This is a genomic window from Ensifer sp. BR816 (genome assembly GCF_000378985.1).
Taxonomy (GTDB): Bacteria; Pseudomonadota; Alphaproteobacteria; order Rhizobiales; family Rhizobiaceae; genus Sinorhizobium.
In genome coordinates this window covers 1,283,599-1,296,085 of record NZ_KB905370.1, presented here as the reverse complement: position 1 = coordinate 1,296,085, position 12,487 = coordinate 1,283,599, and the positions used below count along the sequence as shown (strand labels likewise).

Below are 12,487 nucleotides of genomic sequence, written 5' to 3'. Positions count from 1 at the left end.
GCGGCTATCTCGCCTTGCTCTCCCGATAGGCGCGCGCCGCATCGCCGAAAGCCTTGAAGAGGGCGGCCGAGGGGGCGTCGGTCCGGACCCAGTATTCCGGATGCCATTGGACGCCGACGGCGAAGGCCTTGGCGCCGATGACCGACACGGCTTCGATCGTACCGTCGTCGGCGACCGCCTCGACCGCAAGACGCGGCGCCGTGGCGGCGATCGCCTGGCGATGCAGAGAGTTGACCCGAATCCGGCCGGCGCCGAGGACCGGGGCGAGGCAGCTTCCTTTCTTCACGACCACATCCTGGCGGATGCCGTAGGCGATGTCGAGATCGGGCACGTCCGGCTTGCGATGATCGGTAATTCCGGGCTGGTCCTGAATCTCCGTCGCGAGCGTGCCCCCGAGAGCGACGTTGAGCTCCTGAATGCCACGGCAGATGGCGAGCAGCGGGATGCCGCGATCGAGCGCCCGACGGATCAGCGGGAGACTGGTCGCATCGCGACCCGGATCGAAGGGTCCGTCCGCCTCCGTCGCTTCCCGGCCGTAAAGCGAAGGGTGGACGTTGGAGCGGGCCCCGCTGGCCAGCACGCCATCGACCCGATCGAGGATTTCGTCGATGTCGTTGCCGGTTTCGAGCGCCGGAACGAGGAAGGGCATGACGCCGGCTCCCTCGACGGCCGCACGCACATATTGATGGGCGACCACATGCCAGACATTGCCGTCGAATTCGCGAAAATCGCACGGAATGGCAACGACAGGCTTCGACATCATCAGGCTCCATTCATCGTTTTGAAAAGCCTTGCCGCCAGATCCCGATCAAAGTCAACCGTCCGAAGCGTGGGTCCCGGACGTCGGTGTCTTCACGGACGTTCCAGAGCAGGAATTCGGGTGCGACTGTTCAACATTGGGCGGCCGTGTGGTCCGGTAATGCTCCTTTCTGATGACTGGTTCCAGAGCGGCGGAAGCTGCTATGGTTTTCGCTTCCTTAAGAGTTGCCAATGCGCGGTTGTGGGAAATGGCTTTTCCTAGCGGTTTTGCACCATTTGATTGAAATTTCCGGCGCGCAGCGCGGCCGCTCCGATTTCACCAATTATTCTCGGAAGTTAGGCGAAATCTTTCGTTAAGCCCTCGACCATAACATCCCGCCCGACTGGGAGCTTGGTTCATGATGCGCAATGAACGGGGCGCTCTTCCGACAGATGTCTACTTGTCGTCGGTAAGCTCGCTCTACGAACATCGCCGCACTTTGGTGGTCGGCATGCTGTCGCATGTCGCAACGTTCCTGCTCGTCTACCTGAAGAGCGCCGATCCATTCTATCTCGGTTGCACGATAGCGGTCGTCATTCTCTGGATGCTGCGCAGTCTCGACATGGCGCGCTTCGACCGGCAGGATTTCACCGGAGCGGATCGCGCGACGCTCAGGAAGTGGGAGAACCGGTATATCGTCGGTGGCGTCAGCGCGACACTCACCTGCGGTATCGCCTGCGGCTATGCCATTGCCGTCACGCAGGATTCGTTTTCCCAACTCGCGTGCATCTCGGTGACCTTCGCTTCGATGATCTCGCTCGTCGGCAGGAACTATGGTTCGGAACGGGCGGTGCTCCTGCTCTCGTCATCAGCCTGCCTGCCGATCGTGGTCGGCCTCCTGGCTTTGGGGGATCCGTTCATGCTCGTGCTGGCGATCCTGATCCCGCCATTCATCTTTTCCACTTGGGCGATGGCGAACAATGTGCGCGCCTTCCTCTACGAGAACGTGCTTGCGGCGCAAATCAGGACCATTGCCGGGCAATTCGACGCGGCGCTCAACAATATGACGCACGGCCTGCTGATGCTGGACGGCGATAACCGCATCGTGGTCGCCAATGAGCGCGCATGCGTGCTGCTCGCTCTGGGCGACAAGGTCAATCTCAAGGGGAGGCCGCTCGCCGACGTGCTCGCGCATGTCTGCCGCCGGATGTCGCTCGGCGAGGAAAAGGGCGGGGCGATCGCTCGCCAGCTCGATCGTCTGGTCAAGGGAGGACCATCCCACACGCTCGTCCATATCTCGGACGAGTTGTCTCTCGAATTTTCGGCGAACCGGCGCAACAACGCGGAGATCGTGCTCACTTTCGAAGATGTGACGGCGCGCGTCCAGGCCGAGAAGCAGATCCTGCGGATGGTGCGTTTCGACAGGCTGACCGGACTGCCAAGCCGCGACTATTTTGCCGAACTTGCGCACGACGCCGCGATTTCCGAAGGCGCCCCCGATCGCGACGTCGGCCTCCTCCTCCTCGATGTCGCCGAGTTCAAGCACGTGAATGACACGAGGGGCCATGTGATCGGCGACAAGCTGATCCAGGCGATTGCTGACCGGCTCAGGGCACTTGCGGGCCGTGACGCGATCGCGGGCCGCCTGATGGGGGACGAATTCGCCGTCTTCTTTCCGAACACGGTCGACAGCGCCGATCTGGAAGAGCGGATCCAGATCCTCCACACCGGAATGCACGGAATCTATGCGGCGGCAGGCTTCACGTTCAACATCGTCATGAGTGGCGGCCTCGTGATCGTGAAGGGCAGCGACTTTCGCTTCGAAGACTCGCGAACCAAGGCTGATCTGGCCCTGTCGGAGACGAAAGCCCGCGACAAGGGAGGGTGCACGGCGTTCGAGAGCGAGATGGATGCCCGCTATCGCGACCGGCAGAAGCTCAAGAGCGACTTGCGCAACGCGCTCGGTGCCGGCGCGCTCAGCGTCTCCTATCAGCCGATGTTCACGCCGGATGGAGCGCGCGTCGAGTGCTGCGAGGCACTGGCCCGCTGGATGCATCCCGAGCGCGGACCTGTGCCGCCCGCCGTCTTCATACAGCTCGCGGAGGAGATGGGGCTCGTCACGGAGATAACACGCCTCGTTCTCCTGCAGGCCTGCCGCGATTGCCTGGCCTGGCCCGCGGACGTATCGGTATCGGTGAACCTTTCCGTCCTCGATTTCCGCAACGACGATATAATCGACCTCGTAACCGAGACGTTGAAGGAGACGGGCTTGAGTTCGGCCCGGCTGCATCTCGAAGTGACCGAAAGCTGCCTAATGGACGAACCGGTGAAGGTTTGCGCCGTGCTCCGTGAGCTGCGCGAGCGCGGCATCACGATCGCCATCGACGATTTCGGTACCGGCTATTCGAACCTTAGCTACCTCGACGCGCTCCCCGTAGACATCCTCAAGATCGACCGGTCCTTCGTTCGAAATATCGGCGACGATGCGCGACGCTTCAAGCTGCTGTGTGGGGCGGGCGATCTTGCGCGTGCCCTCGATTTGAAAGCCGTCGTCGAAGGGGTGGAGACGGCCGAAGAACTGCATCTGATAAACGCCTATCGTTGCGCCGACCTCATCCAGGGCTTCGTCTTTTCGGCGCCGATGCCGGCATCGGCGATCGCAGTCCTGTGCAAGACCGATGGGCGCAAGAACAGCACGACGACCTCCAGTTCGCACATCGCCTGACGCGGCCTGATGCCGGCCGCCCTGTCCCCGCGCCGCGCATTCCACCTTCGGTGGGCGTCGATTGTGCCGCAGGCCCGCAGGCAGGGTTTTCGTTGCGAACACCTCACGCATTGTGTATGCGGAAACTAAAGGATCGCTCTCGCGTTTGGCCGGAAGCGACTCCGTTCGTGGATCAAGGCGAAGCCGCCGTTTGGCGGGACCGCAGCATTCTGGAGAGTTGACGATGGCAGAGCATCATACAGGACCGGCCGAGACGGGCGCGCCGATGGATTATTCCGAGCACGAGAAGACCTACAATCTCTTCCTCAATGCCACGAAGTACGGCACCGTCTTTTGCGTTGCGCTTCTGATCGCCATGGCCGCCGGTTTCTTCACCACCATGGGCTTCTTCAGCGCGTTCATACTGTTCGTCATTCTCAACGTCGCCGGTTACTTCTTCCTGCGCTAACCGGTTTCTTCGACACTTCTTGTCGAAGGCCGGGAGGAGGACGTCCCTGCCTTCGTCTCCGGATGCGATCCGGTCTCACCTCACCGCGTGAGGAGCATTTTTCGACGGCGGGCAGGCTCCGCCTTCGAAGGAAGAGTGCCTTTCGCTGCAGCGCCCGCGTGCCTTGGTTCGCACAAGTCTCGCTGCGGCGCTTTGAAGTGCTGCATGGCTTCTCCTTGGATCGGAGTTCTATTCAAGGAGCCAGTATTGGGGGCGGCTCGGTTCAAGCGGCCGGCCCGGCAATCGAACATGTACCCGCAACCAGCGAGGGCCTGTTTGCGGGGCGGAGAGGGGGAGTATTGAGCCAGATTGTCTTTATCGCCAGGGAGTCCGATCCCGGCGAACCGCGCGTCGCGGCGTCGCCTGACACCGTCAAGAAGCTGAAGTCGCTCGGCTTCGACGTCGTCGTCGAAGCCGGCGCGGGCGCGCGGTCGCGCGTGCCGGATCAGGAATTCGAGAAAGCCGGTGCCCGGATCGGGGGGGCGGAAGAGGCGCGCAGCGCCGACGTCATCCTCAAGGTGCGCCGGCCGACGGCCGAGGAAATTGCCGGCTACCGGTCCGGCGCGATCGTCATCGCCATCATGGATCCCTACGGCAACGAGGAAGCGATCGCCGGGATGGCGCAAGCGGGCTTGACCGCCTTTGCCATGGAACTGATGCCGCGCATCACCCGGGCCCAGTCGATGGACGTCCTGTCCAGCCAGGCGAATCTTGCCGGCTACCAGGCGGTGATCGATGCGTCGCATGAATACGACCGGGCCCTGCCGATGATGATGACCGCGGCCGGCACGGTGCCGGCGGCGAAGGTGTTCGTCATGGGCGCCGGCGTTGCCGGCCTGCAGGCGATCGCCACGGCGCGGCGTTTGGGCGCCATGGTCTCGGCCACCGACGTCCGGCCCGCGGCCAAGGAGCAGGTCGCCTCGCTCGGCGCCAAGTTCATCGCCGTCGAGGACGACGAGTTCAAGGCGGCCGAGACGGCCGGCGGCTATGCCAAGGAAATGTCGAAGGAATACCAGGTCAAGCAGGCGGCACTTGTCGCCGACCACATCGCCAAGCAGGACATCGTCATCACCACGGCGCTGATCCCCGGCCGGCCGGCGCCGCGCCTCGTCACCCGCGCGATGCTGGATGCCATGAAGCCCGGCTCGGTCGTCGTCGACCTCGCCGTCGAGCGCGGCGGCAATGTCGAAGGCGCCGAAGCCGGTCAGGTCGTCGAACTCGGCGGCGTCAAGGTCGTCGGCCATCTGAACGTGCCGGGCCGCATCGCCGCCTCCGCCTCGCTGCTCTATGCCAAGAACCTCGTCACCTTCCTGGAGACGATGGTCTCGAAGGAGACGAAGGCGCTGGCGCTGAACATGGACGACGAGCTCGTCAAGGCGACGGCGCTGACCCACGGCGGCGCCGTGGTGCATCCGGCCTTTGGCGGCGCGAATGGGGGGGACAAGTAAATGGCGAACGAACTTCTCGACAAGGCGCTGACCGACCTCGAACGGGCGGTCGAGGCGGTCAGGACGGCGGCCGAATACGTGCCGGACGCGGCCGGCGCGGTGGCGCATGGTGCCACCGGCGGGGCGATCGATCCGTTCATCTTCCGGCTGGCGATCTTCGTGCTGGCGATCTTCGTCGGCTACTACGTCGTCTGGTCGGTGACGCCGGCGCTGCACACGCCGCTGATGGCGGTCACCAACGCGATCTCCTCGGTGATCGTCGTCGGCGCGCTCTTGGCGGTCGGCATCTCCGCCTCCGGGCTTGCCACCGGGTTCGGCTTCGTCGCGCTGGTGCTGGCCGCGGTCAACATCTTCGGCGGCTTCCTCGTCACCCAGCGCATGCTCGCCATGTACAAGAAAAAAGACAAGTGAGGCGGGCCGATGAACGCTAACTTCGCAGCCTTTCTCTATCTCGTCTCCGGCGTGCTGTTCATCACGGCGCTGCGCGGCCTGTCGCATCCGACCACCAGCCGCAGGGGCAACGCTTACGGCATGATCGGGATGGGTATCGCCATCGTCACGACGCTGTTGCTCGCCCTGCCGTCGTTCGGCGGCTTTGTCATGATCGTCGTCGGCCTTGCCATCGGCGGCGGCGTCGGCGCCGTCATCGCGCGGCGCATCGCCATGACCTCGATGCCGCAGCTCGTCGCCGCCTTCCACTCGCTTGTCGGTCTCGCCGCCGTGATGGTGGCGGCCGCGGCGATGTACGCGCCGGAGAGCTTCGGCATCGGCGCCATCGGCGACATCCATTCGCAGGCGCTGGTCGAAATGTCGCTCGGTGTGGCCATCGGCGCGATCACCTTCACCGGCTCCGTCATCGCCTTCCTGAAGCTCGACGGCCGCATGTCGGGCAAGCCGATCCTGTTGCCGGCACGCCACCTCGTCAATGCCGGCCTTGCGGCGGCACTCGTCGCGCTGGTGATCATGCTGGTCTTCACCGAGAGCACCACGGTGTTCTGGCTGATCGTCCTTCTGTCGCTCGTCCTCGGCGTGTTGATCATCATCCCGATCGGCGGCGCCGACATGCCCGTGGTGGTGTCGATGCTCAACTCCTATTCCGGCTGGGCGGCGGCCGGCATCGGCTTCACGCTCGGCAACCTGGCGCTGATCATCACCGGGGCGCTGGTCGGCTCCTCCGGTGCGATCCTCTCCTACATCATGTGCAAGGGCATGAACCGCTCGTTCATCTCGGTGATCCTCGGCGGCTTCGGCGGCGAGACGGCCGCGGCCGGCGGCGACGACGGCATCCAGCGCACGGTCAAGCAGGGTTCGGCCGACGACGCCGCCTTCCTGATGGCGAACGCTTCGAAGGTGATCATCGTGCCCGGCTACGGCATGGCGGTGGCGCAGGCGCAGCATGCGCTCAGGGAAATGGGCGACCAGCTGAAGGCGGCCGGCGTCGAGGTCAAGTACGCGATCCATCCGGTCGCCGGCCGCATGCCCGGCCACATGAACGTGCTCCTGGCCGAGGCGAACGTCCCCTACGACGAGGTGTTCGAGCTCGAGGACATCAATTCGGAGTTCGCCCAGGCCGACGTCGCCTATGTCATCGGCGCCAACGACGTCACCAATCCGGCGGCGCGCGACGACAAGACCTCGCCGATCTACGGCATGCCGATCCTTGACGTCGACAAGGCCAAGACCTGCCTGTTCGTCAAGCGCTCGCTCGGCTCCGGCTATGCCGGCATCGACAACACGCTGTTTTACAAGGACGGCACGATGATGCTGCTTGGCGACGCCAAGAAGGTCACCGAGGAGATCGTCAAGGCGATCAACCACTGAGGATGGCCGGGGCGCGGAAAGCCCGCCCCTCATCCCGCTGCCGCGAGTCTCCTCTCCCCGTCTGCGGGGAGAGGCTTAGGTGCATTCACGATCACCTGATCGCTATCTCCGGGTCCCAGGTAAAGAGTTCCTTTGCCCTTGCGACGCCGCGCAGCGCGAAACGTCCGAGCGATACGGCATTGGCGCGATGCGCCGCCGGAGAGGCCGCGATGAACTCCGAGGACATGATGACGTGCCGTTCGACCGAGCGGCACATCGAGACGATGCGGCTCACCTCGTTGACGGCAGGGCCGACCACGGTGAAATCAAGCCGGTTCTGGCTGCCGATGTTTCCATAGAAGACCTCGCCGATATGCAGCCCGAGATAGACGTCGGTGGTCGGTTTGCCCTCCTCGAGCCGACGTTCGTTCAACTCTGCGAGCATGACGCGCAGTTGCCGCTCGGCAGCGATCGCCGCGCTGCAGGCGTCCTCCGGCTTGCGACCGTTGAAGATGGCGAGGACGCCATCGCCGATCAGCTTCAGCACGCTGCCGCCATGGTCCTGGATCGCTGTGATGACCGTGCCGGAATAGTCGTTGAGGAAGGGAATGACCTCTTCCGGGGCGACGCTCTCGGCGATGCGCGTATAGTTGCGCAGATCGGAGAACCACATGACCGCCTCGATGCGCTCGGCCGCTCCCCGTTCGATGCTGCCCTCGACAACGCGGCGCCCTGCGTCACGGCCGAGATAGACGTCTGCAAGCGTGCCGATGATGCGCACGCACGAGGCCGCCTTGAGGGCAAGCGCGAGCGTCGGCAGCAGCGTCCGTAGCGCCGCGAGGTCCTCGCCGCTGAAGCCTGCGCGTCTTTTCGTCGTCCAGTAGGAGTAGAAGCAATCCATCTGCCCGACGCGGCCGCGGTCGGTGAAATGTTGGATCAGGCAAAGGCAGTCGGTGTGCCCCTCGGCTTTCAGCATGTCGAGCATGTTGAAGGAGATATGCGGCTCCTCGGCAAGATGGATGCGGCGCTCGGTTTCGTTGTCCCGTAGCATGTGGAAGAACACGGAGCGCTGCCAGTTCTCCTGTGCCTCGCCGCTGCTCGTCGAGCCGTAGTGCAGGACCTCCGGCACTTCATCGCTCGCGCTGTTCCACTGGAAGGCGCGTCCCTCGAATTCCGGGTGGAGCGTGTCGATCAGGCCGAGCGCGCGGTCAATGTGGATACCGGCCGCGTGGCACTGTTCGCAGAAGCCCGCGAGAAGATCCTGCTCCTTGAGGCCGCGAATGCCCTCGTCCGACAGCCACAGAACGATATCGTGGATTTCCTGATCCTTCATCCCGGTTCCCGTCGCGCCGGTTCTGCCGACGACCAAAATAGTACAGTGGCGCGCCTTGCCCGGGCGCGCAAGTCGCCGCAGTTTGCCGAAGCGATGCGTCAGCGGGGGGAGGGTGTGGGAAGAGGCCCCCGAGGGAGGGCCTCTGCTGGTATTCGCTCTCTAAGCACTCTGGCTACGTGGGTCAGCCTGCGGGCGCCAGCACCAGATGATCGACGCCGAGCGCGACGTTCAGGCCTTCCTGGACCTGTACATTGACCGGCTGCAGCATGAAGGCCTTGTTCGTGCCGCCGGCAATGACCTTCGCGCCGCCGCCGACGGCGAAGCTAGCATCGGCGCCAACACCGACATATTCGCCGGCGAGCGCATGCTCGGTAAACGGCGTCCCGGTTTTCGCCAGCACATCCCAGATCATCACGGTCTTGCCGGTCGAGCCGACGTCAATGCCGATTTTGGTGATCTTGCCGGCATAGACCGCTCCGGGCGAACCGTCCGCCGGCTTGAAAGTGCACATCAGGTTCTTGGTGGAGGTGACGATGAGACCGACGCCACCTTCGGAGCCGCAGGTGAGGCGGCCGAGCGCCATATAGTTTTGAGCGGGAGCCGCACTCGACAGGGCAACCAGGGCGGCGGCCGCAAGGAAGGTCTGTTTGATCATGACTGATCTCCGTTCTGATGTAATGGTCAAACGGATTGAACTCGGGATGGTTCCGCGATCAGCAGCCGGGTGGGGGCCTGCATAGTTGCGTGGTCGGCAACAAAAAACGCCCGCGACGTGGCCGTGGGCGCTTCGGAAAGGAGCGGGATGCGCTCACATGCGTTCGCACCCCGCCCTATCTGTTTGCTTTTGCCGCATGTGTGCCACGTCAGGTGAGTCCACCTGACTGCAAAATGCTCTACAGCGCCGCGCGTCTTTTCAGACGCGCAAAGGACGCTGTAACACTTTGAATCTACGCATCGTGCTTTCCGAAAATCGATTCCGATTTTCGGGCCGATGCGCTAGGACATGGCCTTGACGCGTTCGAGCCCGGCGCGCGCCGGCTCGTATTTCGGATCGAGCTGCAGCGCGTGCGAATAGGACTTCTGCGCCTTGGCCTTCTCGCCGCGGCGTTCGTAGACCAGCGCCTGGTTTGCCCAGGACTCGGCAAGCTTGCCGTTGAGGTTGATGGCCGTGTTGAAATCCGAGAAGGCATTGTCGTCGTCGCCTTGCGCCACATAGGAAATGCCGCGGCCGTTATAGGGCTCGGGAGAGCTCGGCGACAGCGAGATTGCCGTCGAGAAATCGTCGATCGCCTTGGCGTGGTCGTTGCGTGCCTGATAGATCAGGCCGCGATTGTGGTAGGCGCGGGGATCGGTGGTGTCGAGCTGGATCGCCTTGTTGAAATCGTTGAAGGCGGCGTCGAGCTGGTTGGCCTGCCGGTAGAGATTGCCGCGCCCGATAAAGGCGACGTCGTAGTTCGGGTTGAGCTGCAGGGCCGCATTGTAGTCGGAGAGAGAGGCCTCCTGGTTGCCCATGTTGCGATGGACGAGCGCCCGGTTGGCATAGGCCTGGTAGAAGCTCGGGTTGAGCTTGATCGCCTGGTCGAAGTCGGCGATCGCCCGGCGGAATTCGCCGGCGCGGCCGTAAGCCGAGCCGCGCACGTTATAGGCTTCCGGGTCGCTCGGATTGGAGGCGATGACGCTCGACAGCGAGGCGATGTTTTCTTCCGAGCCCTGCGCCCGCTCGACGCGGATCATCGATTCGGAGGCGTTGTCCGTCTGGCATCCGGCAAGCAGCAGGGCCGAGCCGAGCATAAGCATGGCGGCAAGCTTCGGATTGCGCTGGTGGCGGCGGTGCGCCTCTTGGATGGTGAAACCGGAGACGTCCGCAGTCATGGCAGCAAGTGTCAAAGTCGATCCCTCAAAGCGACAGGGTCCCAGTGCTTTCCTTACGGAGAGCGGCGAAGGCGCGGGGCTCCGGGGCTCAATGAGCGCCTCCGGTAAACCGTCCGGCCTGTTTTTCCGGGCGGCTGAACCGTCGCCAGCTGATGCGGCAGTCACGCTAGACTGCCGACGAACAGGGTGTCCATATCAAAATGGCGGCGGCGATGCCTCGCCCCCGCCACGATTTACATTGGAAAGCGTCGAAAAAACGACCAATCAGCGGGCCAGGAGGCCTTCACGCTGTGCGCGCTTGCGCGCCAGCTTGCGGACGCGGCGGACGGCTTCGGCCTTTTCGCGCGCACGCTTCTGGGACGGCTTTTCGTAGAAATCACGCATCTTCATTTCGCGGAAAATGCCTTCGCGCTGCATCTTCTTCTTGAGAGCGCGGAGAGCCTGATCGACATTGTTGTCGCGGACAAGTACCTGCACGTGAATCCCGTTCCTTTGTTCGAGTTGGCAGCCTCACCATCAGGTTTGGGAGGCAATAAGTCTGCGTTCGCCGAGCCGAAAGCTCTACGATTAGAGGAGCGGATACCAGATGACGGGCCGAAAGTCCAGCGGCGAGATCGCAGCCGCCGGCAAAAATGCGCCATTGTCGACGGGAGGGTGCCATCCCACCCGAAATGCCTGGCGCAGCTTGTCGCCCATGTCGCAAGTCCGTCCAAGTCCGCCGGATCGCGTCGCAAAAGAAACGTTGCGCCGCCAGCGGATTTGCGATTTCTAACGCCGACGAGACGTTTTTCTTTCGGGGTTCATGGAGTAGCAGGCGGATGCGCAAATATTCAGTTTTCGCCGTGGCGCGCGAGGCGTTGCGCGGCCACAAGGGCTGGGGCCCTCACTGGGCCTCGCCGGAGCCACGCCAGCAATATGATGTGATCATCATCGGCGGCGGCGGGCATGGCCTTGGGGCCGCCTATTATCTTGCCAAGGAGCATGGCATCACCAATGTCGCGGTGCTCGAAAAGGGATGGATCGGCGGCGGCAATACCGGCCGCAACACGACGATCATCCGGTCCAACTATCTCTATGAAGAGAGCATGGACATCTACGAGCATTCGTTGAAGCTCTGGGAAAACCTGTCGCAGGACCTGAACTACAACGTCATGTATTCGCCGCGCGGCGTCATGATGCTGTCGCACAACATCCACGATCAGCAGTCCTTCAAGCGGCACATCAATGCCAACCGGCTCTACGGCATTGACAACGAGTGGCTGACGCCGGAGCAGGCGAAGGCTTATTGCCCGCCGCTCGATATCGCCAAGACCGCCCGCTACCCGATCAATGGCGCGGCGCTGCAGCGGCGCGGCGGCACGGCCCGCCACGACGCGGTTGCCTGGGGCTATGCGCGTGGCGCGTCCGACCGGGGCGTGCATATCATCCAGAACTGCGAGGTGACCGGCATCCGCCGCGACGAAACCGGGCGGGTCACCGGTGTCGATACCAATCGCGGCTTCATCGGCGCGAAGAAGGTCGGCATTTCGGCCGCCGGCCACAGTTCGGTGCTGATGCAGATGGCGGATGTACGCGTGCCGCTGCAGAGCCAGCCGCTGCAGGCGCTCGTCTCCGAGCCGCTGAAGCCGATCTTCCCATGCGTGGTGATGTCGAACTCGGTGCACGCCTATATCTCGCAATCCGACAAGGGCGAGTTCGTCATCGGCGCCGGCACCGACCAGTACAATTCCTATTCGCAGACCGGCGGCCTGCAGATCATCACGCATACGCTTGATGCGATCTGCGAGCTCTTCCCGATGTTCCGCCGCGTCAAGATGATGCGGCAATGGGGTGGCATCGTCGACGTGACGCAGGATCGCTCGCCGATCCAGGGCGTTACGCCGGTACCCGGACTCTACCTCAATGCCGGCTGGGGAACGGGCGGCTTCAAGGCAACGCCGGGCTCGGCCAATCTCTTTGCCCATCTCATCGCACGCGGGGAGCCGCACCGGCTCGCCGCAGGCCTGACGCTCGAACGCTTCCGCACCGGGCGGCTCATCGACGAGGCGGCCGCTGCCGCCGTTGCGCATTGATGCGAGGACTT

General features: G+C 63.5%; 12 protein-coding genes. 6 read left to right on the top strand and 6 right to left on the bottom strand.

What is annotated here, in order from left to right; all coding sequences use genetic code 11:
• Positions 1-4 precede the first annotated feature (4 nt).
• On the bottom strand, positions 5-760 hold the full coding sequence (locus RHIBR816_RS0106220; RefSeq protein ID WP_026186699.1) for a gamma-glutamyl-gamma-aminobutyrate hydrolase family protein: 756 nt from the start codon (positions 758-760) through the stop codon (positions 5-7).
• Positions 761-1,157: 397 nt separating this feature from the next.
• Here RHIBR816_RS0106220 and RHIBR816_RS0106215 point away from each other — a divergent pair, with 397 nt between their 5' ends.
• The 5 genes from RHIBR816_RS0106215 to RHIBR816_RS0106195 all read left to right on the top strand — a co-directional run bounded on the left by RHIBR816_RS0106215 (position 1,158) and on the right by RHIBR816_RS0106195 (position 7,220).
• Positions 1,158-3,464, top strand: coding sequence for a bifunctional diguanylate cyclase/phosphodiesterase (locus RHIBR816_RS0106215; protein WP_018235671.1), 2,307 nt, complete (start codon positions 1,158-1,160; stop codon positions 3,462-3,464).
• 223 nt (positions 3,465-3,687) lie between these two features.
• Complete coding sequence (locus RHIBR816_RS0106210) at positions 3,688-3,912, top strand: aa3-type cytochrome c oxidase subunit IV (protein WP_018235670.1); 225 nt, start codon at positions 3,688-3,690, stop codon at positions 3,910-3,912.
• Between the two features lie 338 nt (positions 3,913-4,250).
• The gene (locus RHIBR816_RS0106205) at positions 4,251-5,399 is read left to right on the top strand and encodes a Re/Si-specific NAD(P)(+) transhydrogenase subunit alpha (protein ID WP_018235669.1); all 1,149 of its coding nucleotides are present in this window, start codon (positions 4,251-4,253) and stop codon (positions 5,397-5,399) included.
• The gene (locus tag RHIBR816_RS0106200) at positions 5,400-5,810 is read left to right on the top strand and encodes an NAD(P) transhydrogenase subunit alpha (protein WP_018235668.1); all 411 of its coding nucleotides are present in this window, start codon (positions 5,400-5,402) and stop codon (positions 5,808-5,810) included.
• Positions 5,811-5,819: 9 nt separating this feature from the next.
• A complete protein-coding gene (locus tag RHIBR816_RS0106195) occupies positions 5,820-7,220 on the top strand; it encodes an NAD(P)(+) transhydrogenase (Re/Si-specific) subunit beta (protein WP_018235667.1) in 1,401 nt (466 codons plus the stop codon).
• A gap of 91 nt (positions 7,221-7,311) precedes the next feature.
• Here the strand turns inward: RHIBR816_RS0106195 and RHIBR816_RS0106190 are convergent, their stop codons facing one another.
• The 5 genes from RHIBR816_RS0106190 to RHIBR816_RS38850 all read right to left on the bottom strand — a co-directional run bounded on the left by RHIBR816_RS0106190 (position 7,312) and on the right by RHIBR816_RS38850 (position 11,100).
• Positions 7,312-8,532: an adenylate/guanylate cyclase domain-containing protein gene (locus RHIBR816_RS0106190; RefSeq protein ID WP_018235666.1), complete on the bottom strand. Its 1,221-nt coding sequence runs from the start codon at positions 8,530-8,532 to the stop codon at positions 7,312-7,314.
• 181 nt (positions 8,533-8,713) lie between these two features.
• Entirely contained in the window at positions 8,714-9,187 is a 474-nt protein-coding gene (locus tag RHIBR816_RS0106185; RefSeq protein ID WP_018235665.1) for a DUF992 domain-containing protein, read from the bottom strand.
• A 341-nt stretch (positions 9,188-9,528) separates the two neighbouring features.
• Positions 9,529-10,419: a tetratricopeptide repeat protein gene (locus RHIBR816_RS0106180; protein WP_018235664.1), complete on the bottom strand. Its 891-nt coding sequence runs from the start codon at positions 10,417-10,419 to the stop codon at positions 9,529-9,531.
• A gap of 249 nt (positions 10,420-10,668) precedes the next feature.
• On the bottom strand, positions 10,669-10,881 hold the full coding sequence (gene rpsU / locus RHIBR816_RS0106175) for a 30S ribosomal protein S21 (protein WP_012709405.1): 213 nt from the start codon (positions 10,879-10,881) through the stop codon (positions 10,669-10,671).
• Positions 10,882-10,971: 90 nt separating this feature from the next.
• Entirely contained in the window at positions 10,972-11,100 is a 129-nt protein-coding gene (locus tag RHIBR816_RS38850) for a hypothetical protein (RefSeq protein ID WP_018235663.1), read from the bottom strand.
• A gap of 122 nt (positions 11,101-11,222) precedes the next feature.
• Between RHIBR816_RS38850 and RHIBR816_RS0106165 the strand changes: the two genes are divergently transcribed.
• A complete protein-coding gene (locus RHIBR816_RS0106165) occupies positions 11,223-12,476 on the top strand; it encodes a sarcosine oxidase subunit beta family protein (RefSeq protein WP_018235662.1) in 1,254 nt (417 codons plus the stop codon).
• The last annotated feature ends 11 nt before the right edge of the window (positions 12,477-12,487 follow it).

Bases quoted from the DNA above. Each gene is read 5' to 3' on its own strand.
- RHIBR816_RS0106220 (WP_026186699.1), bottom strand. From the start codon at position 760: ATGTCGAAGCCTGTCGTTGCCATTCCGTGCGATTTTCGCGAATTCGAC.
- RHIBR816_RS0106215 (WP_018235671.1), top strand. From the start codon at position 1,158: ATGATGCGCAATGAACGGGGCGCTCTTCCGACAGATGTCTACTTGTCG.
- RHIBR816_RS0106210 (WP_018235670.1), top strand. From the start codon at position 3,688: ATGGCAGAGCATCATACAGGACCGGCCGAGACGGGCGCGCCGATGGAT.
- RHIBR816_RS0106200 (WP_018235668.1), top strand. From the start codon at position 5,400: ATGGCGAACGAACTTCTCGACAAGGCGCTGACCGACCTCGAACGGGCG.
- RHIBR816_RS0106195 (WP_018235667.1), top strand. From the start codon at position 5,820: ATGAACGCTAACTTCGCAGCCTTTCTCTATCTCGTCTCCGGCGTGCTG.
- RHIBR816_RS0106190 (WP_018235666.1), bottom strand. From the start codon at position 8,532: ATGAAGGATCAGGAAATCCACGATATCGTTCTGTGGCTGTCGGACGAG.
- RHIBR816_RS0106185 (WP_018235665.1), bottom strand. From the start codon at position 9,187: ATGATCAAACAGACCTTCCTTGCGGCCGCCGCCCTGGTTGCCCTGTCG.
- RHIBR816_RS38850 (WP_018235663.1), bottom strand. From the start codon at position 11,100: ATGGGCGACAAGCTGCGCCAGGCATTTCGGGTGGGATGGCACCCTCCC.
- RHIBR816_RS0106165 (WP_018235662.1), top strand. From the start codon at position 11,223: ATGCGCAAATATTCAGTTTTCGCCGTGGCGCGCGAGGCGTTGCGCGGC.